This window comes from Klebsiella sp. GL120222-02, from assembly GCF_003097195.1.
Classification (GTDB): Bacteria; Pseudomonadota; Gammaproteobacteria; order Enterobacterales; family Enterobacteriaceae; genus Klebsiella; species Klebsiella variicola.
Window position 1 is genome coordinate 91,969 of sequence record NZ_QEQO01000011.1, and the last position, 23,649, is coordinate 115,617.

General features: G+C 59.5%; 20 protein-coding genes and 1 pseudogene. 8 read left to right on the top strand and 13 right to left on the bottom strand.

Translation table 11 applies throughout. The features are described 5' to 3' along the window. Positions 1-8 precede the first annotated feature (8 nt). Positions 9-1,106, top strand: coding sequence for a type 1 fimbrial protein (locus tag N438_RS25065; protein WP_023296901.1), 1,098 nt, complete (start codon positions 9-11; stop codon positions 1,104-1,106). 54 nt (positions 1,107-1,160) lie between these two features. On the opposite strand, the gene actP is transcribed toward N438_RS25065, so the two are convergent. The 3 genes from actP to acs all read right to left on the bottom strand — a co-directional run bounded on the left by actP (position 1,161) and on the right by acs (position 5,266). Further along, positions 1,161-2,813 carry a cation/acetate symporter ActP gene (actP, locus tag N438_RS25070; protein WP_024623073.1) on the bottom strand — a complete coding sequence of 551 codons (1,653 nt, stop codon included), beginning with the start codon at positions 2,811-2,813 and terminating at the stop codon, positions 1,161-1,163. Beyond that, complete coding sequence (locus N438_RS25075; protein ID WP_004177812.1) at positions 2,813-3,124, bottom strand: DUF485 domain-containing protein; 312 nt, start codon at positions 3,122-3,124, stop codon at positions 2,813-2,815. Before N438_RS25075 ends, actP begins: the two co-directional genes overlap by 1 nt. A gap of 183 nt (positions 3,125-3,307) precedes the next feature. Further along, positions 3,308-5,266: an acetate--CoA ligase gene (acs, locus tag N438_RS25085; protein ID WP_049152853.1), complete on the bottom strand. Its 1,959-nt coding sequence runs from the start codon at positions 5,264-5,266 to the stop codon at positions 3,308-3,310. A gap of 100 nt (positions 5,267-5,366) precedes the next feature. Between acs and N438_RS25090 the strand changes: the two are divergent. Together N438_RS25090 and gltP are read left to right on the top strand one after the other, a co-directional pair. After that, positions 5,367-5,567, top strand: a pseudogene (locus tag N438_RS25090) (hypothetical protein). A 111-nt stretch (positions 5,568-5,678) separates the two neighbouring features. After that, positions 5,679-6,992, top strand: a complete 1,314-nt coding sequence (gene gltP, locus N438_RS25095) for a glutamate/aspartate:proton symporter GltP (protein ID WP_012543161.1) — start codon at positions 5,679-5,681, stop codon at positions 6,990-6,992. Positions 6,993-7,026: 34 nt separating this feature from the next. Here gltP and N438_RS25100 read toward each other — a convergent pair whose 3' ends face one another. Together N438_RS25100 and fdhF are read right to left on the bottom strand one after the other, a co-directional pair. Then, on the bottom strand, positions 7,027-7,713 hold the full coding sequence (locus N438_RS25100; protein ID WP_008807260.1) for a tetratricopeptide repeat protein: 687 nt from the start codon (positions 7,711-7,713) through the stop codon (positions 7,027-7,029). Positions 7,714-7,978: 265 nt separating this feature from the next. Further along, entirely contained in the window at positions 7,979-10,126 is a 2,148-nt protein-coding gene (fdhF, locus tag N438_RS25105) for a formate dehydrogenase subunit alpha (protein ID WP_077598936.1), read from the bottom strand. A 272-nt stretch (positions 10,127-10,398) separates the two neighbouring features. On the opposite strand from fdhF, the gene N438_RS25110 reads away from it, so the two are divergent. From N438_RS25110 to N438_RS25120, 3 genes are all read left to right on the top strand, one after another. Beyond that, the gene (locus N438_RS25110) at positions 10,399-11,127 is read left to right on the top strand and encodes a response regulator transcription factor (RefSeq protein WP_008807258.1); all 729 of its coding nucleotides are present in this window, start codon (positions 10,399-10,401) and stop codon (positions 11,125-11,127) included. A gap of 84 nt (positions 11,128-11,211) precedes the next feature. Then, a complete protein-coding gene (locus tag N438_RS25115) occupies positions 11,212-11,970 on the top strand; it encodes a type IV toxin-antitoxin system AbiEi family antitoxin (RefSeq protein ID WP_008807257.1) in 759 nt (252 codons plus the stop codon). Between the two features lie 5 nt (positions 11,971-11,975). Further along, positions 11,976-12,893, top strand: a complete 918-nt coding sequence (locus tag N438_RS25120; protein ID WP_012969143.1) for a nucleotidyl transferase AbiEii/AbiGii toxin family protein — start codon at positions 11,976-11,978, stop codon at positions 12,891-12,893. Between the two features lie 124 nt (positions 12,894-13,017). On the opposite strand, the gene N438_RS25125 is transcribed toward N438_RS25120, so the two are convergent. The 4 genes from N438_RS25125 to N438_RS25140 all read right to left on the bottom strand — a co-directional run bounded on the left by N438_RS25125 (position 13,018) and on the right by N438_RS25140 (position 17,587). Continuing rightward, positions 13,018-14,025 (bottom strand): carbohydrate kinase family protein, encoded by a 1,008-nt coding sequence (locus N438_RS25125; protein ID WP_022065799.1) that lies wholly within the window; start codon positions 14,023-14,025, stop codon positions 13,018-13,020. Positions 14,026-14,099: 74 nt separating this feature from the next. Next, positions 14,100-15,041, bottom strand: coding sequence for an ABC transporter substrate-binding protein (locus N438_RS25130; protein WP_012543155.1), 942 nt, complete (start codon positions 15,039-15,041; stop codon positions 14,100-14,102). 30 nt (positions 15,042-15,071) lie between these two features. Further along, positions 15,072-16,070 carry a ribose ABC transporter permease gene (locus tag N438_RS25135; protein ID WP_004206363.1) on the bottom strand — a complete coding sequence of 333 codons (999 nt, stop codon included), beginning with the start codon at positions 16,068-16,070 and terminating at the stop codon, positions 15,072-15,074. Further along, entirely contained in the window at positions 16,067-17,587 is a 1,521-nt protein-coding gene (locus N438_RS25140) for a sugar ABC transporter ATP-binding protein (RefSeq protein WP_064324014.1), read from the bottom strand. The genes N438_RS25135 and N438_RS25140 overlap by 4 nt, the downstream gene beginning before the upstream one ends. A gap of 179 nt (positions 17,588-17,766) precedes the next feature. On the opposite strand from N438_RS25140, the gene N438_RS25145 reads away from it, so the two are divergent. Both N438_RS25145 and yjdP read left to right on the top strand, forming a co-directional pair. Continuing rightward, the gene (locus N438_RS25145; protein WP_012969140.1) at positions 17,767-20,052 is read left to right on the top strand and encodes an ATP-binding protein; all 2,286 of its coding nucleotides are present in this window, start codon (positions 17,767-17,769) and stop codon (positions 20,050-20,052) included. Between the two features lie 70 nt (positions 20,053-20,122). Next, positions 20,123-20,476, top strand: coding sequence for a DDRRRQL repeat protein YjdP (yjdP, locus tag N438_RS25150; protein ID WP_012543151.1), 354 nt, complete (start codon positions 20,123-20,125; stop codon positions 20,474-20,476). Positions 20,477-20,498: 22 nt separating this feature from the next. On the opposite strand, the gene phnP is transcribed toward yjdP, so the two are convergent. The 4 genes from phnP to phnL are packed head-to-tail and all read right to left on the bottom strand — an operon-like array spanning position 20,499 to position 23,649. Then, a complete protein-coding gene (gene phnP / locus N438_RS25155; protein ID WP_116696574.1) occupies positions 20,499-21,257 on the bottom strand; it encodes a phosphonate metabolism protein PhnP in 759 nt (252 codons plus the stop codon). Between the two features lie 15 nt (positions 21,258-21,272). Next, positions 21,273-21,836, bottom strand: coding sequence for a ribose 1,5-bisphosphokinase (gene phnN / locus N438_RS25160; RefSeq protein ID WP_012543150.1), 564 nt, complete (start codon positions 21,834-21,836; stop codon positions 21,273-21,275). After that, positions 21,836-22,972, bottom strand: a complete 1,137-nt coding sequence (phnM, locus tag N438_RS25165; RefSeq protein WP_016160122.1) for an alpha-D-ribose 1-methylphosphonate 5-triphosphate diphosphatase — start codon at positions 22,970-22,972, stop codon at positions 21,836-21,838. Before phnM ends, phnN begins: the two co-directional genes overlap by 1 nt. Beyond that, positions 22,969-23,649 (bottom strand): phosphonate C-P lyase system protein PhnL, encoded by a 681-nt coding sequence (gene phnL / locus N438_RS25170; protein WP_048964565.1) that lies wholly within the window; start codon positions 23,647-23,649, stop codon positions 22,969-22,971. Before phnL ends, phnM begins: the two co-directional genes overlap by 4 nt.

The window sequence follows — 23,649 nt, forward strand, 5'->3', positions numbered from 1 at the left end:
GGATGGGTATGAAAAAACTGATCTTCTTGTTCATGCTGGTACTGTGTCCCCTCTATAGCTGGGCGGCCTGCACGGGAACCAACTATGGCGATGTCTCGATGACTAACTTGCCGGAAAAGATTCTGGTCAACGCCGGGAGCTACACCGCGGGCACCGTGCTGTATGACTCGGGGAAAATTACCCGCGCGCAAACGGAGCTGATTAACTGCGAGGGAAGCACCTACGCGGTGTTTGCCTGGTCCTCGAACAATGCCGGGGCGCTGATAGGGGATAATATCTATGCCACCTCGGTGCAGGGGATTGGCCTCCGCGTCAAGGTGTGGCTCAATATCAGCGGTGAATATGACGGTGATACCGATGATTTCAGCCCCGACTCGCAGGTGCATTATATCGGCGATGTGAATTACTATCTCGGTAAGCCCACCGGCCTGTTTGATTATTATGCCTCGACCCATTACACCCCGGCATATCAGCTGCAGCTGGTGGCCACCGGCGGCGCTATCGCCAGCAACAGTCAATTATCGTTCAGCGATCCGGTGGCTACGGTTTCGGCGAAGGATAGTAAGGCGACGCTCTCCATTTCCCGGCTGCACATCAGCGGCACCACCAGCATCCAGATGATCCCGATGGGGTGTATTGTCGGTAGCAATAATCTCAGTTTTGCCATGGGCAGCATCAATGCCAGCGAGTTCAACACCGCGACGAAGGTGGGGAACGCGCGGCAGTCCCTGACCCTTGCCTGCGAGCCGGGAACCAACGTTTCGATGCGTGTGGCGGCGGCGCAAGCGAGTGGGGATAACCCTGGCAACACGGTGATAGCCTTAACGGCAGAGGAGAATGTTGCCACCGGGGTGGGAGTTCAGTTGAATATGGATGGCGAAGCGCTGCCGTTAAATACCGATATCAGCCTCTATACTTCGAGCCGCACGACGGTGACCAACAGCGGCGCGGACGCCAGCTATAGCTATTTCACCAACCCCGACAGCCCAGGCGGGGCCGCGGCCATGCAGACGCTTGCCTTATCCACTAACTATTACAAGACGGGGAGCGCGGTGACCGCGGGTTCGGCAAACGCCACCGGGGTGATCACCTTAACCTATAACTAAGAGGTCGGGGGTGAGCCCCTTCTCCGGACGGCGCCGGGGAAGGGGAGAGAACGATTAATGCGCCTGGCCGCGTTCGATACCGATCCCGGTTTGTGAACGGATAAACTGGGCGCGGAACTGCTCGCGCTCGCGCATCCCTTCCGGTGAGTTATCGGTGGCGGAGAAGACCCAGATACCGATGAACGCGATGGCGATGGAGAACAGCGCCGGATATTCATACGGGAACAGCGCTTTCTCATGGCCGAGGATCTGCACCCAAATGGTCGGGCCGAGGATCATCAGAATGACCGCAGTCAGCAGGCCCAGCCAGCCGCCGACCATCGCGCCGCGGGTGGTCAGCTTCGACCAGTACATCGACAGCAGAATAATCGGGAAGTTACAGCTGGCGGCAATGGAGAAGGCCAGGCCGACCATGAAAGCGATGTTCTGATTTTCAAACAGAATACCCAGCAGAATGGCCACCACCCCGAGGATCAGCACGGTGATCTTGGAGACCTTCAGCTCCTGACGCTCGGTCGCGCCCTTGCGGAAGACGTTGGCGTACAGGTCGTGCGACACCGCTGAGGCGCCGGCGAGCGTCAGGCCAGCCACCACCGCCAGGATAGTGGCGAAAGCGACCGCGGAGATAAAGCCGAGGAACAGATTGCCCCCCACCGCATCCGCCAGATGTACCGCCGCCATGTTATTGCCGCCGATAAGCTGTCCGGCCGCGTCTTTAAACGCCGGGTTCGCGCCGACCAGCATGATGGCGCCGAAGCCGATAATAAAGGTCAGGATATAGAAATAGCCCATAAAACCGGTGGCGTAGAAGACGCTTTTACGCGCTTCTTTGGCATCGCTCACGGTAAAGAAGCGCATCAGAATATGCGGCAGGCCGGCGGTACCGAACATCAGACCCAGACCCAGAGAGAGCGCGGATATCGGATCTTTCACCAGTCCGCCGGGACTCATAATCGCCGCCCCTTTCGGATGGACGGCCATCGCCTCGGTAAACAGGTTATTGAAGCTGAAGCCGACGTGCTTCATGACCATAAAGGCCATAAAGCTGGCGCCGCACAGCAGCAGAACCGCTTTAATAATCTGCACCCAGGTGGTTGCCAGCATGCCGCCGAACAGGACATAGAGCACCATCAGCACGCCAACCAGCACCACGGCGACATGGTAATTGAGGCCGAACAGCAGCTGGATCAGCTTGCCGGCGCCCACCATCTGCGCGATCAGATACAGCGCCACCACCACCAGCGATCCGCAGGCGGAGAGGGTGCGGATCGGCCCCTGCTTCAGGCGGTATGAAGCGACGTCAGCAAAGGTATAGCGGCCAAGGTTGCGCAGTCGTTCGGCAATCAGAAACAGGATAATCGGCCAGCCGACGAGAAAGCCCAGCGAGTAGATCAGGCCGTCGTAGCCTGAGGTATACACCAGCGCGGAAATACCGAGGAACGACGCTGCCGACATAAAGTCGCCGGCAATCGCCAGCCCGTTCTGGAAGCCAGTAATATTGCCGCCGGCGGTATAATAATCGCTGCGCGAACGTACCCGTTTTGAGGCCCAGTAGGTGATGTAAAGCGTCAGGGCGACGAAAATCAGGAACATGACAATCGCCTGCCAGTTGGTCGGCTGGCGCTGTACCGCGCCGGTAATGGCGTCTGCCGCGTGAGCGCCGAGGGGCAGCAGCGTGGCGGCGAGCGCCGTCAGGACTCTCTTGATCATGCTTTTACCTCGTTGAGAACGCTCTTGGTCAAACGGTCGAATTCACCATTGGCCCGCCAGACATAAATACCGGTCAGGATAAACGAAATGACGATCACGCCAATGCCGAGCGGGATCCCGCGGGTGACGCTGGTACCGGCGTGCAGCGGAGTGCCGAGCCAGCCGGGCGCGAAGGCGATAAGCAAAATAAAGCCCACGTAGATCACTAACATAATCACTGACAGAATGGCGGCAAACCGTTGCCGTGATGCAACTAACTCCCTGAAATGCGCACTATTTTCTATCCGCTGACAAAGTTGTTCATTCATCTTAGCGTCTCCAGAGGTCTCCCTTTCGTCATCCACTCAGCGGACGCTGGCGACAGCAACCCCTCCGGCGATGGCGCCGGGATACGGTTTGCTGACGGCGTTCCTGCGAGTGGAATCCTGGGGGAGGGACTTATTTTTATCCTCTCCCCGGCGGGGGAGAGGGTGTAGGGAATCGGTCCTTGCTTACGATGGCATCGTTATGGTCTGCTTCTCTTCGAGCAGTTTTTCCACGACGCCAGGATCGGCGAGCGTCGAGGTATCGCCGAGGTTGCTGGTGTCGCCCGCGGCAATCTTACGCAGAATGCGACGCATGATTTTGCCCGAGCGGGTTTTCGGTAGCGAATCGGTCCAGTGCAGCACATCCGGCGTCGCCAGCGGGCCGATCTCTTTGCGCACCCAGTTACGCACTTCGGCATACAGCTCCGGCGTTGGTTCTTCGCCGTGATTGAGCGTCACGTAGGCGTAGATGGCCTGGCCTTTGATGTTGTGCGGGATCCCCACCACCGCCGCTTCAGCGATTTTCGGGTGCGACACCAGCGCGGATTCAATTTCCGCGGTACCCAGACGGTGGCCGGAGACGTTCAGCACGTCATCCACGCGGCCAGTGATCCAGTAGTAACCATCTTCATCGCGACGCGCGCCATCGCCGCTAAAGTACATATTTTTGAAGGTGGAGAAGTAGGTTTGCTCAAAGCGCTCATGGTCACCGAACAGGGTACGCGCCTGGCCGGGCCAGGAGTCGGCGATGGCAAGATTGCCCTCGGTGGCGCCATCCAGCGGCAGGCCTTCGTTATCCACCAGCACCGGCTGGACGCCGAAGAACGGACGCGTCGCGGAGCCGGCCTTCAGCTCGATTGCGCCCGGCAGCGGGGTGATCATAAAGCCGCCGGTTTCGGTCTGCCACCAGGTGTCCATCACCGGGCACTTCTCGTTACCGATCTTCTTCCAGTACCACTCCCAGGCTTCCGGGTTAATCGGTTCGCCGACCGAGCCGAGAATGCGCAGCGAGGAACGGTCTGTGCCTTCGATAGCTTTGTCGCCTTCCGCCATCAGGGCGCGGATAGCCGTCGGGGCGGTATAGAGAATGCTGACCTTATGCTTATCGACGACCTGGCACATACGCGCCGGGGTTGGCCAGTTCGGTACCCCTTCGAACATCAGGGTGGTGGCGCCGCAGGCCAGCGGACCATACAGCAGATAGCTGTGGCCGGTGACCCAGCCCACATCGGCGGTGCACCAGTAAATATCGCCCGGATGGTAGTCGAAAACGTATTTAAAGGTGGTGGCCGCGTAGACCAGGTAGCCGCCGGTGGTGTGCAGCACCCCTTTCGGTTTACCGGTGGAGCCAGAGGTATAGAGGATGAACAGCGGATCTTCGGCGTTCATCTCGACGGGCCGGTGCTCGGCGCTGGCGTTCGCCATCAGGTCGCTCCACCACAGGTCGCGGCCTTCCTGCCAGTCGATTTTGCCGCCGGTACGTTTCAGGACCACGACATGCTCAATACTGTTGACGTTCGGGTTTTTCAGCGCGTCATCAACGTTTTTCTTCAGCGGGATGGCGCGACCAGCGCGCAGCCCTTCGTCAGCGGTGATCACCAGGCGCGAGCTGGAGTCGATAATGCGCCCGGCCACCGCCTCCGGCGAGAAGCCGCCGAAAATCACTGAGTGGATGGCGCCGATGCGGGCGCAGGCCAGCATCGCCACCGCGGCTTCCGGCACCATCGGCATATAAATGGCGACCACATCGCCTTTTTTAATCCCAAGGTCGAGCAGCGCATTGGCGAAGCGGCACACGTCTGCATGCAGTTCACGGTAGGTGATGTGCTTGCTCTGGCTGGCGTCGTCGCCTTCCCAGATGATGGCGGTTTGATCGCCGCGCTCGGCGAGATGGCGGTCGAGGCAGTTGGCGGCGAGGTTCAGGGTGCCATCTTCATACCATTTGATGGAAATATTACCCGGCGCGAAAGAGGTGTTCTTCACGCGGGTATAGGGGCGTATCCAGTCAAGGATCTTGCCCTGCTCGCCCCAAAATGTATCAGGGTCGGTTATGGATTGTTGGTACTGCGCCTTGTACTGTTCCGGGTTAATCAGGCAACGTTCCGCGATATTAGCGGGAATAGGGTGTTTGTGTATTTGGCTCATGGCTTTTTTTCTCCTTTGAACTTGTTAAATATATGTCAAACAAACGTTAAGAGTAGGGGTTTTGACAGCTTTGTTTGTTAATTGGGGGGCAGATCACGCAATGATTCAACTGAGTGAAATTTCATCAAATGAAACTTTGAAGTGAAATAATTACGTAAATGAATTTATAGAAACGGAAGGTGTGAAATATTTTTTATTACAAATACTTATGCATTGTAACTGGGGAAAATTCGTGACTTTATGCAGAAAACCAGAAGAAAGCCCTATTCTTAAAGGCTTGCGCAGCATGCCGTGCAAATGATACTGATATTGCGCGTTAAATAACCCCACAAAGCAACGCAACACAATTCATACCCCCTGCAGTGGGTACCATGACGAAAAGGAATGGTGCCTTTCATTGAGGAAGTCAGTAGTGAAGAAAACGAAAAAAGTCAGTCTGGCCTGGCAAATCTTGCTAGCCCTGGTGCTGGGTATCCTTCTGGGCAGTTATCTGCATTACCACGCCGAAAGTCGCGATTGGTTGATTAGCAATTTGCTGACGCCGGCGGGCGATATCTTTATCCATCTGATTAAAATGATCGTGGTCCCGATTGTCATTTCGACCCTGGTGGTCGGGATTGCCGGCGTGGGCGATGCCAAGCAGTTAGGCCGGATCGGCGCCAAAACCATTATCTATTTCGAAGTGATCACCACGGTGGCGATCGTGCTGGGTATCACCCTGGCCAACGTCTTTCAGCCGGGGACCGGCATTGATATGTCACAGCTGGCGGCGGTTGATATTTCGAAATATCAGAGCACGACTGCCGAGGTGCAAAGCCATGCGCATGGCCTGATGGGCACTATCCTGTCGCTGGTCCCGACCAACATCGTGGCGTCGATGGCGAAAGGCGATATGCTGCCGATTATCTTCTTCTCGGTGCTGTTTGGTTTGGGGCTCTCCTCGCTGCCGGCGACCCACCGTGAGCCGTTGGTGACGGTTTTCCGCTCCATCTCCGAAACCATGTTTAAAGTCACCCACATGGTGATGCGCTATGCGCCGATCGGGGTGTTCGCTCTGATTTCGGTGACCGTCGCCACCTTTGGTTTCGCCTCGCTGTGGCCGCTGGCCAAGCTGGTACTGCTGGTTTACTTCGCGATCCTGTTCTTCGCGCTGGTGGTGCTGGGGATTGTCGCGCGTCTGTGTGGCCTGAGCATCTGGATCCTGATCCGTATCCTGAAAGATGAGCTGATTCTGGCCTACTCCACCGCCAGCTCGGAGAGCGTGCTGCCGCGCATTATCGAGAAGATGGAAGCCTATGGCGCGCCGGCGTCGATCACCAGCTTTGTGGTGCCGACCGGTTATTCCTTTAACCTCGATGGCTCAACGCTGTATCAGAGCATCGCGGCGATCTTTATCGCCCAGCTGTACGGTATCGACCTCTCTATCTGGCAGGAGATCACCCTGGTGCTGACTCTGATGGTTACCTCGAAAGGGATCGCTGGCGTGCCGGGCGTCTCCTTCGTGGTGCTGCTGGCAACCCTGGGTAGCGTCGGGATCCCGCTGGAAGGCCTCGCCTTTATCGCCGGCGTCGACCGTATCCTCGACATGGCGCGTACCGCGCTGAACGTGGTGGGGAATGCGCTGGCGGTGCTGGTTATCGCCAAGTGGGAGCATAAGTTCGACCGCAAAAAAGCGCTGGCGTATGAACGCGAAGTGCTGGGCAAGTTTGATAAAACCGCCCAATAAAACACAAAGCCCGGCGCGAACGCCGGGCTTTTTCTTATCCTTTACTGATCCGGTCAAACTCTTCGCAGCCGGTATCAAACCCCTCCAGGCAGCTGACGTTAAGCCAGTGCAGCGCCTTCTGCTTATTCGGTTCGATAAAGCCTTTCTCTCCCTGCTGGAACATCATCCCGGCCCAGTATTCGGCATAGCCGGTCCGTGAGAGCGCCGAGCTGCCTTTGAAGTATTCGCTCGCTTTCACATCATCTTCCGGGCCGTGCACGCCGCTGGCGTAGATCAGCCCCAGCAGCATCTGGGCGTCCACCGCTGCATCGCTTTCGCTATCCCGGGCGGCATCCTGCAGCAGCGTGATGGCGTGCGCCACATCGGTGGGGCCAGCCTGACGGTTCACCAGCACCCGCGCCAGAACGATCTCCCCGGATTTACTGCCGACCTTGACGGCTTTTTCCGCCAGCTGGCGGGCCTGCGGATAGTCCGCCTGCTGAGGGTTGCGAATTTTGAGCTGCGCCAGCAGCGCCAGTGCATCGCCATCGCCCTGGGCGGCGGCCTTCTGCGCCCAGTATTCGGCTTTCTCATAATCGCCGGAGCTGACCCAGGTATCGGCAAGGTAATATTGCGCGCGTCGATCGCCGGCTTCCGCCTGCTGTTGATACTGGCTGCCCGGTTCGGTGGCGACCGCTGCGCCGCTGGTGAAAACCAGTAGAAATAAAAAGAGGTATTTCATTTGTATTTATTATCAGCAAGGAACATAGCGCGCAGTATAAAGGGAGGCGAAAAAGAAGAAAATGGCGGGAATTAGCGGGGTAAATACCCGGAGAAGGCGCAACGCGCCGCCTCCGGAGAAAATCCCCGGTGGCGCTAACGCTTACCGGGGCTACAGCGTTGTGCGATTTGGTAGCCCGGAGAAGGCGCAATGCGCCGCCTCCGGGGAAAATCCCCGGTAGCGCTACCGCTTACCGGGGCTACTCAATGGTACAAAGGTTCGAACCTTAACCCATCGCGCTTTCGCGCAGGCGGGCTTTCAGCTTGTTGTACTCGTCGATCACGTACTGTTCCGCCGCGCGCTGATCGGCAATCCGCTCAACGTTGACCGCGCAGTACTTGTACTCCGGCGTTTTGGTTATCGGACTCAGGTTCTCTGAGACCAGCTCGTTACAGGCACCGATCCACCACTGGTAGGTCATATACACCGCGCCTTTGTTCGGCCGGTCGCTGACCTGCGCGCGGGTGATGATCCGACCCTTACGCGAATTCACCCACACCAGCGCTTCATCTTCGATGCCTAACCGTTCGGCGTCGGCGGTGTTGATTTGCGCATAGCCAGGTTCATCCGCCAGTGCCGCCAGCGCCGCGCAGTTACCGGTCATTGAACGACACGAGTAGTGGCCGACTTCGCGCACCGTCGACAGCACCATTGGGTACTCGTCGGTGAGCTTATCGATCGGCGCGACCCAGTCGCAGGTGAAGAACTGCGCCAGCCCGTTCGGGGTATCGAACTTCTCTTTAAACAGATACGACGTCCCCTGGTCGGCGTCGGACTCATCGCGGCATGGCCACATGACGTAGCCGAGTTCGCCCATTTTTTCATAGGTGGCGCCGTAGAAGTCCGGGCACAGATGCCGCAACTCATCCCAGATCTCCTGGGTATTGTTGTAGTGCATCGGATAGCCCATCCGGGTGGCGATTTCGCTGATGATCTGCCAGTCGGTTTTCAGGTCCCACTTCGGCTCCACGGCTTTAAAGAAGCGCTGGAAGCCGCGGTCCGCTGCGGTATACACGCCTTCGTGCTCGCCCCACGAGGTGGACGGCAGGATGACGTCGGCCGCGGAGGCGGTTTTGGTCATGAAAATGTCCTGGACGATAACCAGTTCCAGATCGTCGAACGCTTTGCGGACCGCCGAGAGTTCGGCATCGGTCTGCAGCGGATCCTCACCCATGATGTACGCTGCCCGCACTTCACCGTGCGCCGCGCGATGCGGCAGCTCGCTGATGCGATAGCCGGTATGTTCCGGCAGGCTGTCGACGCCCCAGGCTTTGGCGAACTTCTCGCGGTTCTCCGGGAATTTGACGTACTGGTAGCCCGGATAGGTATCCGGCAGCGCGCCCATATCGCAGGCCCCCTGGACGTTGTTCTGGCCGCGTACCGGGTTGACGCCGACGCTCGGCTTGCCGAGGTTGCCGGTGAGGATCGCAAGGCTGGTCAGCGACCGGACCGTCTCCACGCCCTGATAGAACTGGGTGACGCCCATGCCCCACAGGATGGCGGCGGATTTGGCGCTGGCGTACATCCGGGCGCAGGCGCGGATCTCCTGGGCGCTAACCCCGGTGATCGCTTCCACCGACTCCGGCGTATAGCCTTCAACGATTTTGCGATACTCCTCGAAGCCCTCGGAACGGCTGGCGACGAAGGATTTATCGTACAGATCCTCTTCAATAATCACATGGCCAATGGCGTTGAGCAGCGCGATATTCGAGCCGTTCTTCAGCGCAATGTGCATGTCGGCGATGCGCGCGGTTTCAATTTTGCGCGGGTCGCAGACGATGATTTTCGCCCCGTTGCGTTTGGCGTTAATGACGTGATTCGCCACGATAGGGTGGGAATCCGCCGGGTTGTAACCGAAGATAAACACCAGATCGGTGTTATCAATCTCCGTGATGGCATTACTCATGGCGCCGTTACCGACCGACTGGTGCAGACCTGCAACCGAAGGGCCGTGTCAGACGCGAGCGCAGCAGTCGACGTTATTGGTACCAATAACGGCGCGCGCGAATTTTTGCATCACATAGTTGGTTTCATTACCGGTGCCGCGGGAGGAGCCGGTGGTTTGGATCGCATCCGGGCCATATTTGGCTTTAATGGCGCTGAGGCGAGTGGCGACGTAATCCAGCGCCTCATCCCAGGAAACCGCTTCCAGCTTGCCGCCGCGTTCACGACGGATCATGGGGGTTTTCAGGCGCGGCGTCAGGATCTGGGTATCGTTAATAAAGTCCCAGCCATAATAGCCCTTCAGGCACAGGGTTCCCTGGTTGGTTTTCCCCTGCGCCGCTTCAGCCCGAACGATTTTGCCGTTATCGACCACCAGGTTGATTTTGCAACCTGATGCGCAATACGGGCAAACCGTGACGACTTTTTTCATCGGTCTTGCTCCAGTTATTCAATGGGCGCGTTTGCGCTATCGCGCCGTCACTATGCATCTTCTATGCCATATTTTCATTGTGGATATTCCTTGATGATACGCGGCTTTTTTGGGCGAAATGCTGACGAAAAACAGCCTGTCGACAGATTTGACGTGTCGATACGCCGGAGATGTGACGGCGCTTGAAAAAATGTCACCGGGAGAGGAATTTGTCGGCGCAGGCTTGCAGAATCGATCAGACTGACACTAATTCCCCGCGGGCAGAGGCAAAGATGAAACCAGTCATTTTGGTGGTGGATGACGACATAGCGATGGGCGAACTGCTCAGCGATGTGCTTGGCGCGCACGCGTTTGAAGTATTGGTCTGCCAGACCGGCGGCGACGCGCTGGCGAGGGTGGCGCAGCGGGCAGACATCGCGCTGGTTTTGCTGGATATGATCCTGCCGGATACCCATGGTCTGCAGGTGCTTCAGCAGCTGCAGCGCACGCGGCCTGAGCTGCCGGTGGTGATGCTGTCTGGTCTGGGCAGTGAGTCTGATGTAGTGGTGGGCCTGGAGATGGGCGCCGATGATTACATCGCCAAACCTTTCAGCTCGCGGGTGGTGGTCGCCCGGGTGAAAGCGGTACTGCGACGCAGCGGGGCGCTGGCTGGCGAGACGTCGGGCGTCGGCAGCGGCCTGACGTTTAACGGCTGGCGGCTGGATACCACGCGCTGCGAACTGTATAACCCGCAGCAGCAGGCGATCCCGCTGACCCAGGGAGAATATGGCCTGCTGCTGGCGCTGGCGCAGAACGCGCGCCGGGTATTGAATCGCGAACAGCTGCTGGCGCTGACTCATAATGAAAGCACTGAGGTGTTCGACCGGACTATCGACGTGCTGATCATGCGCCTGCGCCGCAAAATCGAGTTAAACCCGCATCAGCCGACGTTGATTAAAACCCTGCGCGGTCTGGGCTATGTCTTTTCCGCCGATGTGACCCACAGCGATAAGGCGGCGTAGGGCGAGGTGCTGCCAACCTGCTCTTGACTTTATTTAGCGCGGCGAGTTTACTTTTTTTATTAAAGTGACACCTTGGGTTAATCTATGCCATCAAAATTAAACTGGCTGCTGCAAAACAGTGCTCCCGGAGATGTGATCCTTCAGTCCTGGTTAAGCCGGCATGCCATCTCTCCCTCTCTGGCCTTTAAATACACGCAAAGTGGCTGGTTAAAAAAACGAGGCAACGGCGTATACGCGCGTGCGGGACGTGAGCCGGAGTGGAACGATGCATTAGCATGTTTGCAAAATCAGCTAGCCGCTCCGGTGTATGTCGCGGGGCTCAGTAGCTTAGTCTGGCAGGGTCGTTCACACTATCTACAGCTCAAACAAAACCAGTGCTGGTTGAGTATGGAAAATAAAGCGCTGCTGCCAAAATGGTTCAGGGAATTCCCGGGTGTGGAGTGGATAGTCATATCGGGGCAAAAACTGCCGGTGCTGGATGATAAATACCGCGTAACGCTTGATGTAAAAGGGAAAAGACTCACCGGCAGTGCGCCGGAACTGGCTGCTTACGAGTTGTTGAGCGCGGTACCGGGGACCCTCTCATTTAACCACGCGGCAGAGCTTTTCCAGGGACTAGTTAATCTTAATCCTCGTAAAGTAGAGTATCTGCTTTCTGTCAGCCAGTCCGTGCAGACCAAGCGTTTGTATCTCTTTTTCGCCAGTTTTTACGAGCATGGTTGGCTCAGACGAATCGATAGCCAAAAAATCGATCTGGGAGCGGGTAAGCGGCAAATCGTGGTAAATGGCAAGTTCAATGCTCAATACCAAATCACTGTGCCTGAACGCTTTCAAAAGGAATAAAAAATATGGATATACAGGCGCCCTATTATCGGCAGGTTGCTCTGTTAATGCAGGTTTTACCCTATGTTGCCGTCGAACGGGAATTTGCGCTGAAAGGTGGCACGGCAATCAATCTCTTTATCCGTGATTTCCCACGATTATCGGTGGATATCGACCTCGCCTGGGTGCCCCTGGAAAGCAGAGCGATCGCTTTACCTCATATACGGGATGCGCTTGCACGTATTGCCGCTAATCTGCAACAACAGGCGGGTATGAACGCTGTATTACAAGCTAATCGTTCCGATGAGATGCGTGTCGTTGTTACTACCGATAGCGCACAAATAAAGATAGAGGTCTCACCGGTCGCACGGGGAACATTATATCCACCACAGGAGCGAGAGGTGGTGGGGGCGGTAGAGGACGTTTTTGGCTATGCCAGCCTTCCGGTGGTTTCGTTGCCCGATCTCTACGGTGGAAAATTATGCGCGGCGCTGGATCGCCAGCATCCCAGAGATTTTTATGATGTGAAATTACTTCTTGATGCGCAGGAGCTTAACCGTCCCATTTTCAATGGGTTTATCGCGTATTTACTTAGCCATAATCGGCCTCTGGCTGAAGTGCTTAGTCCTCGCTGGAAAGATATTGCTGAACCCTTTTACCGTGAATTCAGCGGGATGACATTTGAGACGATAGCCCTGGAGGAACTGACAGCAGTCCCCTACAGGATGATTGATGCGTTAAAATCCTGTTTCACGCAACAGGATATCGATTTTTTGCTGTCATTTAAACGAGGCGAACCAGACTGGCGTTTAGCGCCGGAAACACGTATTCAGGATTTGCCTGCCGTGCAGTGGAAATTGCGCAATATTCATCAGATGCCAGCGATAAAACGCGCTGAGTCGTTAGATAAACTGGAAAAGGTGTTGGCCGAGTGGCGCAGTTAGTCATCTGGCCCGCCCTTGTTGAACTCAGCGTAAAACAGGCGTGATTTGAATAAACCGTATCCCTTTTCTCGCCATGATACGTCGTTCTCCTGTGGCATCGCCCTGATAGCGGGATCTACCCAGTCTAACCATTCTGCAACTGAATAAACGCCTGCAGCTCAGGGAGCGTTTTGGCGCCGTCGATCGCATTCGCGGCCTGCAGGCTGGCGCGGGCGCAGGCGTGGGCCAGCTGCAGACTGTCGGTTAACGGCCAGCGTTCGTGGCTGCCGTACAGCAGGCCGGCGCAGAAGGCGTCCCCGGCTCCGACGCTGCCGATAATCTCCTCCGGCGGCAGCCGCCATGACGGTACCCAGCGCCCGGCTTCCGTGCGGGATACGCCCCATGCGCCCTCCGGACAATGGATCACCACCCGCTGGCGCACGCCGGCGTCAAGTAATGCGCTGGCGGCGCGGGCGATATTGGCGACGTGCGGCTCACCGTTGGGCAGGCGGATTTCCAGCCCGCTAAACTCGCTGGCCTCCAGCTCATTGATGGTCAGGTAGTCGAGATGCGCCAGCGCCGGCAGGACCCGCGGGCGGTAGTGCGGATCGCCTTTGCGCGACACCAGGTCGAGGGACACTTCATAGCCTCGATCGCGCATCTGCGCCAGCAGTCGTGCGCTGCGGGTGCCGAACGCCTCGTCGGGCCGATCAAGGCTTTCGAGCAGCAGCAGATAGCCGAGATGAAAAATCTTCAGCGGCGTATCCAGCGGCTCAAAGGCCGGGAGGTCAAGCAGTCGGTTGGCGCCGGGAGAGTGAAAGAAGGTGCGCTGGCCGTCGGCGTCGGTCATCACCTGGGTCATCGAGGTGGGGGCGGAGCTGGTGCGCTGCACGAGCTGGCGATTGATATGGTACTGATCGAGCATGGCGGTAATGTAGTCGCCGTCGTTATCCTCGCCAATCAGGCCAACCGCCTGCAGCGGCAGTCCGGCATGCATTTTAGCCAGGGTCAGCAGGACATTCAGCGGCGCGCCGCCGGTGGCGCGTTCGCTATGGACAATTTCCACCAGCCAGCCGCGCTCCGGCCACTGCCTGATCTGATGGACATGATCGACCAGCATGTTGCCTGCGGCAATAATCCCTTTACGTTCCATGATCGCTACTCCGCGCCGTCATACTCGTTAAGCGTAGCGCACAATCGGCGGAACGATTGTGCGCCGGGTTGCGCTTATTTCACGGTCCAGCCTTTGTAAGAGCTGACGTTGTTTTTGTCGATCATCGTCACCGGGATTAGCACTGGCGCGGTCGGCGCCGGCTTGCCCTGCAGGATGTCGTAGCCAATCTCCACCGCCTTCGCCGCCATCACCTGCGGATCCTGCGCCGGCGTCGCGACGAACAGGGAGTTCTTACGCTTCAGCGCCTCTTCGCCGTCCGGGCTGCCGTCGACGCCCACGATGAAGAATTCGCTACGCTGCGCCTGTTTCGCCGCCAGATCGGCGCCAATCGCCGTCGGATCGTTGATCGCGAACACGCCGTCAATCTTCGGATTGGCCGCCAGCAGGGAGGTCATCACCTCCAGGCCGCCTTCCCGGCTGCCTTTAGCGTTCTGGTTGGAGGAGAGGATTTTTATATCCGGGTGTTTTTTGAACTCCGTTTCGCAGCCTTCGACGCGGTTTTGTACCGCAGATACCGGCGGCCCGTTGATGATCACCACGCTGCCTTTGTTGTTCAGGCGGTCGCTAATGTATTTACAGGCCAGCTCGCCCGCCTGGGTGTTATCGGAGGTAATGGTGGCGTCGGCGCCTTCGGCGGCGACGTCAACCGCCACCACCACGATCCCGGCCTCTTTGGCCCGCTTCACTGCCGGGCCAATGCCCTTCGAATCGGCGGCGTTGAGGATGATCATATCGACTTTGGCGGCGATAAAGTTATCGATCTGCGCCACCTGCTGGCCCAAATCGTAGCCGCTGGAGACCAGCGTCACTTTGACATTATCTCCCGCCAGCTTGCGGGCCTCCAGCTCCGCCCCTTTGGTGATCTGCACAAAGAACGGGTTGGCAAGGTCGCCCACTGTCACGCCAATCGCTTTCAGTTCTTTGGCCGACGCAAAGGGGGAGGCGGCCAGCAGCGCGCCAGCACACAGCGCGGTCACTATCGGTTTTAAACGCATTCGCTTTTCCTCGCAGGTAAGATGGTGTTGTTATGCACTTTGATGGTGTCGGGTACGGTATTTGTCGATCAGCACCGCAATGATGATCACCGCCCCTTTGATCACCAGTTGCCAGAAGTAGGAGACCCCCATCAGGGTCATGCCGTTATTGAGGGTGGCGATAATCAGCGCCCCCACCAGCGTACCGGTGATGGTGCCGATACCGCCGACGAAGCTGGTGCCGCCGAGAATGACCGCGGCGATGGCATCCAGCTCGTAGCCGACGCCGAGGTTGCCGTTGGCGCTGTACAGCCGCGAGGCGCTCATTACCCCGCCAAGACCGGAGAGCAGGCCGCTCATGCCGTAGACAAACAGCAGCACCAGCCAGACTTTGATACCGGTCAGCCGCGCCGCCTGCATGTTGCCGCCCACCGCGTAGATATGCACCCCAAGGGTGGTTCGGCGCAGGATAAACCAGCACACCGCGATCACCGCCAGGGCGATGACCACCAGCCACGGCACCGGGCCGAGGTAGTCATTGCCGATCCACTCAAAGCTGATATCGGAGTTGATCACCGTGGTGCCGTCGGCCAGCAGATAGGCGGCGCCGCGCAGCGCCGTGTAGGTGCCGAGGGTGACGATAAACGGCGGTAGCCCGGCGAAGGCGACCAGCGCGCCGTTGAACAGCCCAAGCAGCAGGCCGAGCATCAGCGCCGCCGGAATCGACAGCAACGCCAGCTCCGGGATCAGCGACACCACCATTGCCGCCACCGCGGTGGTGCCGAGAATGGAGCCGACGGAGAGGTCAATGCCGCCGGTAAGAATGATGAAGGTCATTCCCGCCGCCAGCACAATGTTGATCGAGGCCTGGCGGGTGATATTCAGCAGATTGCTTTCCGTGAAAAAGTTGGGGGCGATAAAGCCGAAAACGGCGACGATCAGGATGAGGATCGGCAGAATGCCGACGGTCTGCATCAGGTCGCCCATCAACATTTTTTTCGCCGAAGCGGATTTCGCGACCGGCGCGGAGGTCTCTTTCGGTATGCTCATAGTTGCCCTGCCTTAAGGTGAGAATCGTTCACGCCGGTGGCCAGCGTCATGATACTTTCCTGGCTGATATCGCCGGCCTGTAACTCGCCGGCGATAGCGCCCTCGCGCATCACATAGACCCGGTCGCTCATGCCCACCACTTCGGGCAGTTCGCTGGAGATCATCAGAATGGCGACGCCCTGGCGCGCCATGTCGTTCATGATGCGGTAAATCTCGCTTTTCGCGCCGACGTCGACGCCGCGGGTGGGTTCATCGAGGATCAGAATGCGCGGGCCAATCGCCACCCAGCGTGAAATCAATAATTTCTGCTGGTTGCCGCCGGACAGCCCGCCGGCGCGCACCTGGGCGTGCGGCACGCGGATGTTAAGCAACTGGATGGCGTCATCGGAGATGGTTTGCGCCTTCCGGCGGTTGAGCATCCCCCAGTTCGCGTCGCGCTCCAGCGTCGCCATGGTGATGTTTTCCTGGGCTGCCAGTTCGAGAAACAACCCCTGTTCTTTGCGGTTTTCGGTCAGAAAGCCGATCCCGAGGTCGATGGCTTCGCGCGGCGAGTGGATCACCACCGGCTCGCCGTCGATCTCAATCACCCCGCCAGTGGCTTTGCGCACGCCGAAGATCAGCTGCGCCAGTTCGGACCGTCCGGCGCCGACCAGCCCGGCGAGGCCGACGATTTCGCCAGCATGCACCACGAGGCTGCTGGGCTTAACCTTGCCGCCATCGGTCAGATCCTCGACCCGCAGGCGCGGCTGGCCGCGGGGAATGTCACGTTCTTTATTGAACAGATCGCTGAGCGGGCGGCCGACCATCATGCGCACCAGCTCCGGCGCGTTGAGCTTGTCGCGCACCAGGCTGCCGACATACTGCCCGTCGCGCAGGACGCTGACGCGGTCGGAGAGCTCATACACTTCCGCCATGCGGTGGCTGATATAGATAATCGCCATTCCCTCATCGCGCAGGCGCAGGATGAGCTCGAACAGGCGCTGGGTTTCCCGCGAGGAGAGGGCGGCGGTCGGTTCATCCATCACCAGAATGCGGCTTTGACGGTGGAGCGCCCGGGCGATCTCCACCTGCTGCTGTTCGGCGATGGTCAGGGTCATCACCCGGTCGCTGGCTTTGAACTGGGCGCCGAGACGGTCGATCACCGCCTGCGCCTGGCTGAGCATGGCTTTGCGCTGCACCAGGCCACCGCGCGCCAGCTCGCTGCCGAGGAAAATGTTTTCCGCGACGGTCAGGTTCGGCGCCAGCTGCATCTCCTGATAGATCAACGTGATCCCAGCGGCCAGCGCGTCCTTGGGGCCGCGGATGGTTTGCGGTTTTCCGTCGATCAGGATCTCGCCGCTGGTGGCGGTATAGGCGCCGGCAAGGATCTTCATCAGCGTGCTTTTTCCGGCGCCGTTTTCTCCCATCAGGGCATGGATCTCCCCTGGCCAGACCGTCAGGTCGACGCCTTTCAGCGCGTAGAATTTGCCAAAGACTTTGGCAATATGGCGCATTTCCAGTACCGGGGTGGCGGTCATCGCGGCGCTCCTGTCTGTGAGAACAATAGCTGCAGTCCACCACCGGAAAATAAATGCAGAATGTCAGAATCCATTCATATTTGTCATAGTGATAAATAGTTAACCGCGATCACAGTTACGCGGCGTCATTTTCTGCACCGTCACGCTTATCTGCCGACCGATCCTTCACCGGAGTTGCTATGACCGCTCGCCGACACCCGTTTTTCACCAGCGCCCGTGGCCGCCTGCTCTCCTTTAATCTGCTGATGGGCGTGGTCACCCTGTTGGTGAGCGGCGTGGCGGTGTTCGGCTTTCACCACGCCAGCCAGCTGCAGGAGCAGGTGCAGCGCCAGACTCTCAACGACATGCGCGGCAGTATGGATCTGGCGCGGGACACGGCGAATGTCGCCACGGCGGCGGTGCGCCTGTCGCAGGTGGTGGGGGCGCTGGAGTACAAAAGCGAAGCGGAACGGCTGCTGGCGACGCAGCAGGCGCTGAAGCACTCGCTGGCCCAGCTGGCGGCGGCCCCGCTGGCGCAGCAGGAGCAGGCGCGGGTGGCCAATATTATTCGACGCAGCAACGCGCTGCAGCAGAGCGTGGCGGAGATGCTGGAGCGCGGCCAGCGCCGCCATCTGCAGCGCAATGCGCTGCTGAGTTCGCTTTACCAGAATCAGAGCAACCTGCGCCATCTCGCCGATCTTAACGATCGCGGCGGGGATAAGGCGATCGATCCGCGCCGGCTGGCCGAGATGGACCGGCTGATCGTGGCCGCGATCCATACCGTTACGCCGCGGTCGATCGTTCTGCAGCTCGACCAGCTGCGCGGCGACCTGCCGGCAGGCAGCGCCGATCCCGCGCTGGCGTTTTTCCTGCCCGACGTCAACCGGGAACTGGCGACGCTGGCCCCGCTGTCGGCCCAGCTGGAGGAGAGCGATCTGACGATCAGCTGGTACATGTACCACATCAAAGCGCTGGTCGCGTTGCTTAACGAGGATATCAATCAGTACGTGACCCGGGTGGCGGAAGCCTCAGAGCAGCGGGCAGCGCAGAGCCATCGGGAGCTGCGCTCCATCAGCATGTTTATTCTGCTTTCCGCGCTGCTGGCGCTGGCGATCACCGGCTGCGCCGGGTGGTATATCTACCGTAACCTTGGCTCGAACCTGACCGCCATCTCCCTGGCGATGTCGCGGCTGGCTCAGGGGGAGCCGAACGTCTCGGTGCCGGCCCTGCAGCGGCGCGATGAGCTGGGCGAGCTGGCGCGAGCCTTTAACGTTTTCGCCCGCAATACGGCGTCGCTGGAGCACACCACCCGGCTGCTGAAAGAGAAGACCACCCAGATGGAGATCGATCGAATTAAGCGCCAGGAGCTTGAAGAAGCGCTGCTGCACAGCCAGAAGATGAAGGCCGTCGGCCAGTTGACCGGGGGGCTGGCGCATGACTTTAACAACCTGCTGGCGGTGATCATCGGCAGCCTCGAGCTGGTGGAACCGGACGCACGCGATGCGCCGCGCCTCTCCAGGGCGCTGAAGGCGGCGGAGCGTGGGGCGCTTCTGACTCAGCGGCTGCTGGCCTTTTCGCGCAAACAGGCGCTGCATCCCCAGGCGGTGGCGATGGCGCCGCTGCTGGAGAACCTCAGCGAGCTGATGCGTCACTCCCTGCCGGCGACCTTAAGTCTGGAGATTGAGGCGCAGTCGCCGGCGTGGCCGGCATGGATAGACGTTGGCCAGCTGGAAAACGCCCTGATCAATCTGGTGATGAACGCCCGTGACGCCATGGCCGGGCGCGACGGGGTTATCAAAATACGCACCTGGAATCAGCGGGTCACCCGCAGCAGCGGTCAGCGGCAGGATATGGTGGCCCTGGAGGTGATCGATCATGGCAGCGGGATGTCACAGGCGGTGAAAGCCCGGGTGTTTGAACCGTTCTTCACCACCAAAGCCACCGGCAGCGGCAGCGGTCTGGGACTGTCGATGGTGTATGGCTTTGTGCGCCAGTCGGGCGGCCGGGTGGCGCTGGAGAGCGCGCCGGGGCAGGGGACGACGGTGCGGCTGCAGCTGCCGCGGGCGATGACCGAGGTTGAGACGACGGTGGCGCCAGCGGAGGACGAGCCGCTGCCGGCGGGAGAACGGCTGGCGCTGGTGCTGGAAGATGAAGAAGATGTACGCCAGACGCTGTGTGAACAGCTGCATCAGTTGGGCTGGCTGACGCTGGAGACGCCGAGTGGCGAAGAGGCGCTGCAGCTGCTGGAGGCGTCGCCGGATATCGCTCTGTTGATTAGCGATCTGATGCTGCCCGGCGCGCTGAGCGGCGCCGACGTGATCCATACCGCCCGACGCCGCTTTCCGGCGCTGCCGGTGCTGCTGATCAGCGGCCAGGATTTGCGTCCGGCGCAGAATCCGGCCCTGCCGGAAGTAGAGTGGCTGCGTAAGCCGTTTACCCGCGCCCAGCTGGCGCAGGCGCTGAGCGCGGCGTACGCGAGGATTTGAGATTCCTCCGCTACTCGGGGGGTGTACGCTTGATTAAGGTAGCGGCAGGACTCTGACGAGATTGGCCCCGATGAAACGTTACGCAACCGCACTGCTCTTTTGCACCCTGTCGCTGACCAGCCTGGCCGCTCGCGCCGATATTATCGATGACGCGATCGGCAATATTCAGCAAGCCATTAACGACGCCTATAACCCGGGTAGCAACCGCTCCGATGACGACGACAGATACGATGATGATGGCCGGTATGATGACGGGCGCTATCAGGGGAGCCGTCAGCAGAGCCGCGACAGCCAGCGTCAGTATGACGATCGACAACGGCAACTGGACGATCGCCGCCGCCAGCTTGACGAACGCCAGCGCCAGCTCGATCAGGATCGTCGCCAGTTAGAAAGCGACCAGCGTCGTCTGGATGATAGCTACTGATCGCTCCGCAACGGACCTGCACTTAATCCAGCACGATTTCCATCCCGTCATATCCCGCTTCGAAACCTGTCGGCAGCGGGTTATCCATCATCCAGACATCTAACAGGTGGCTGATATGGGTGAGGATCACCCGCGGACAGCCAATCACCTGGTTAAGGTGGCGGACAGTGTTTAGATCGTTGTGGTTACGCGGGGTCTGCGCGCGCGGCTCATGACTGCAATCAATGATCATCGCCTGCGGGCGGTTGTTGAGTAAAAACTTCAGCGTCTTGTCCGGCAGCCCGGCGGTATCCGAGAGCCAGGCCACCCGGCTGTGGGCCGACTCCAGCAGATAACCGAAGGTGAGCTTCGAGTGGTTGAGCGGCAGGGGCGTTACCCGCAACCCCTGCAGGTCAAACACCACAAACGGCGTGACGGTTTGGCTAAAATCGAGCAGGCCGGGGTGCTTGAGCAGATCGTCGCAGCCGGCGTCGTCCGGCGGGCCATAGACCGGGATCGACGCGCCGACTCCCCAGCGCAGCGGAAACAGCCCCTGCACATGATCCAGATGGTAGTGGGTCAGCAGCACCTGCTGAAAACTACCGGCGGGATGATGTTCCATCAGATCCGGTCGTCCGGCATCAAGCAGCGTCACGGCGCTGTTGAACGTGACCACGCCGCTACAGGGGCGGCGTCGGTGGCTCTCCTCGCGGCGGGCGCGGCGGCAGGCCGCGCAGTCGCAACCGAAGACGGGCACCAGCTGGGCGCCGCCGGTGCCGGTTAAACGGATTGTCAGGCTCATCGTGTCACCTTTCACTCATACCGGCTGATCTTCTACGCGTGCCACGTGGCTGCGCAGCAGGCGGAAGAAATCGTCAACCGATTGTCGAAGACTCCCGTCATTATTCAACGTCAGGCAATTGTCCGGCTTATAGCGCGCGGCGCGATCCAGACGCTGGGCGATTTCCAGCGCGTTTTCCCGGCCGCGCTGCTCCAGCCGCTGGCGGAGCACCGGCGGCGAGACGGCGAGACAGATCGGCACCAGCACCTCGCCGTAGCGTTCCCGGGCCAGCGCCAGGTGGGCGCGGGAGCCGTTGGCCACCACGTCAAAGCCAGCGTGCAGCCACAGGTCGATCTCCACGCCAATGCCATAGTAAGTATTGTTGGCGTGCCAGCTGAGAGCAAAAAGATGCTGCTCGGCGCGGGTAAAAAATTCATGTTCGCTGAGGGCGATATGATTCTCGCTGCCCGCGTTAAACGGGCGGGTAATGTAACGATGGGCCACCAGCAGCTGCGGGTGCTCGCGCTCGCGCAGCGCCGCCAGCAGGCTGTCTTTACCGGAGCCAGAGGGGCCCACCAGCCAAATCAGTTTTCCCGGCATTAAAAGACCCTCGTTCCCTGGCGCCAGACATGGTCGATGTGCACATGCTCGCCGCGACGGTGCGCCAGCACCAGGTCGGCGCGTTTCCCCTCGGCGATGACGCCGCGATCGTCAAGGCCCAGCGCCTGCGCCGGATGCTTGCTGACCAGACGGATCGCCTGCGCCAGGGTGAAGGCGTTATCCTCGGCGTCGGCGATGCGGAAAGCGGCATCCAGCAGGCTGGCGGGGTAATAGTCAGACGAGAGAATGTCCAGCAAACCACTGCTCGCCAGCTGGTGCGCCGCGATGTTGCCAGAGTGGGAACCGCCGCGCACGATATTGGGGGCGCCCATCAGGACGTGCATCCCATGCTGACGTGAAGCCTGCGCTGCGGCCAGCGTGGTGGGAAACTCGGCGATGACGCTACCTAACTGACTGGATTCGGCCACATGCGCCTCGGTGGCGTCGTCGTGGCTGGCGAGGGCGATACGACGGGCGCGGCACATGGCGGCGATGGTCTGACGATTCGGCTGCGACCAGGTGGCGGCCAGGGCCATCTGCTCGGCTTCAAAACGGTCCATTTCGTCGTGAGTGAGATGGTATTTGCCCTGATAGTAATCGCGGTACTTACTGCGATCGGCGTACTGACGCTGGCCCGGGGAGTGGTCCATCAGAGAGACCATGCTCACTGACTCGCGGTCAATCAGCTTTTCGAACAGCGGCAGCGTGGTGTGATGCGGCAGCTCGCAGCGCAGGTGCAGGCGATGCTCGGCGCGGTTGAGGCCGCGCTTTTGCGTCTCTTCCACCGCATTGACCATCTTCTCCAGATTCTCAAGACGATCGCCGCCATCACGCACGTCGCCAATCGCCACGGCGTCCAGCACGGTGGTGATGCCGCTGGCGACCATCATGGCGTCATGGCTGCTCATCGCCGAGTGGGCCGGCCAGTCTACCTTCGGTCGCGGGGTAAAGAACTTGTCGAGGTTATCGGTATGCAGTTCGATAAGGCCCGGCAGCAGCCAGCCGCCTTCCCCATCCAGCGCCTGCGGCAGCCGACTCTGGCTTTCGGCGAAAGCGAGGATGCGACCGTGCTGGACTTCCAGTGAACCGTGGACCACGTCGTCGTCGAGAACCAGTTTTACGTTATTGATAATCATGCTGTCATTCCCATGGGGTGCAGTCGGTCGGCGACCTGACGGCGTACCCCTTCGTCATGGAAAATCCCCACGATGGCCGCGCCGCGCGCTTTGGCATCGTGGATCAGGTTGACCACGGCAGCACTGTTTTTGGCATCCAGTGAGGCGGTGGGTTCATCAAGGAGCAGAATCGGATAGTCGACCGCAAAGCCGCGGGCGATGTTGACCCGCTGCTGCTCGCCGCCTGAAAAGGTCGACGGCGCAAGGTGCCACAGGCGTTCCGGAACGTTGAGGCGGGTCAGGAGCAGTGCGGCTTTCGCGGCGCTCGCTTCACGCGGCGTCCCAAGGTCGAGCAGCGGCTGCATCACCACCTCCAGCGCCGAAATGCGCGGGATCACCCGCAGAAACTGGCTGACCCAGCCGATGGTGGTTTTGCGCACTTCCAGCACCTTGCGCGGCGTGGCGGTGACCAGGTCCACCCATTCGTCGCCGTGGCGGATATGGATATGGCCGCTGTCCGGCAGATAATTGGCATACAGCGAACGCAGCAACGTCGATTTGCCGCTGCCGGAGTGACCGTGGAGTACCACGCACTCCCCGGCGTTAACGGTCAGCGAGGCGTCGGCCAGCACCGGCAGGCGCACGCCGTGCTGCTGGTGCAGAACAAAGGTTTTATGGATGTTTTCAACGCGGATCAT

Excerpts from the sequence above, each read along its gene's own strand:
- N438_RS25065 (WP_023296901.1), top strand. The coding sequence starts at position 9 with ATGAAAAAACTGATCTTCTTGTTCATGCTGGTACTGTGTCCCCTCTAT.
- N438_RS25075 (WP_004177812.1), bottom strand. The coding sequence starts at position 3,124 with ATGAATGAACAACTTTGTCAGCGGATAGAAAATAGTGCGCATTTCAGG.
- acs (WP_049152853.1), bottom strand. The coding sequence starts at position 5,266 with ATGAGCCAAATACACAAACACCCTATTCCCGCTAATATCGCGGAACGT.
- N438_RS25100 (WP_008807260.1), bottom strand. The coding sequence starts at position 7,713 with ATGAAATACCTCTTTTTATTTCTACTGGTTTTCACCAGCGGCGCAGCG.
- N438_RS25110 (WP_008807258.1), top strand. The coding sequence starts at position 10,399 with ATGAAACCAGTCATTTTGGTGGTGGATGACGACATAGCGATGGGCGAA.
- N438_RS25115 (WP_008807257.1), top strand. The coding sequence starts at position 11,212 with ATGCCATCAAAATTAAACTGGCTGCTGCAAAACAGTGCTCCCGGAGAT.
- N438_RS25120 (WP_012969143.1), top strand. The coding sequence starts at position 11,976 with ATGGATATACAGGCGCCCTATTATCGGCAGGTTGCTCTGTTAATGCAG.
- N438_RS25125 (WP_022065799.1), bottom strand. The coding sequence starts at position 14,025 with ATGGAACGTAAAGGGATTATTGCCGCAGGCAACATGCTGGTCGATCAT.
- N438_RS25130 (WP_012543155.1), bottom strand. The coding sequence starts at position 15,041 with ATGCGTTTAAAACCGATAGTGACCGCGCTGTGTGCTGGCGCGCTGCTG.
- N438_RS25135 (WP_004206363.1), bottom strand. The coding sequence starts at position 16,070 with ATGAGCATACCGAAAGAGACCTCCGCGCCGGTCGCGAAATCCGCTTCG.
- N438_RS25140 (WP_064324014.1), bottom strand. The coding sequence starts at position 17,587 with ATGACCGCCACCCCGGTACTGGAAATGCGCCATATTGCCAAAGTCTTT.
- N438_RS25145 (WP_012969140.1), top strand. The coding sequence starts at position 17,767 with ATGACCGCTCGCCGACACCCGTTTTTCACCAGCGCCCGTGGCCGCCTG.
- yjdP (WP_012543151.1), top strand. The coding sequence starts at position 20,123 with ATGAAACGTTACGCAACCGCACTGCTCTTTTGCACCCTGTCGCTGACC.
- phnP (WP_116696574.1), bottom strand. The coding sequence starts at position 21,257 with ATGAGCCTGACAATCCGTTTAACCGGCACCGGCGGCGCCCAGCTGGTG.
- phnN (WP_012543150.1), bottom strand. The coding sequence starts at position 21,836 with ATGCCGGGAAAACTGATTTGGCTGGTGGGCCCCTCTGGCTCCGGTAAA.
- phnM (WP_016160122.1), bottom strand. The coding sequence starts at position 22,972 with ATGATTATCAATAACGTAAAACTGGTTCTCGACGACGACGTGGTCCAC.
- phnL (WP_048964565.1), bottom strand. The coding sequence starts at position 23,649 with ATGATCCGCGTTGAAAACATCCATAAAACCTTTGTTCTGCACCAGCAG.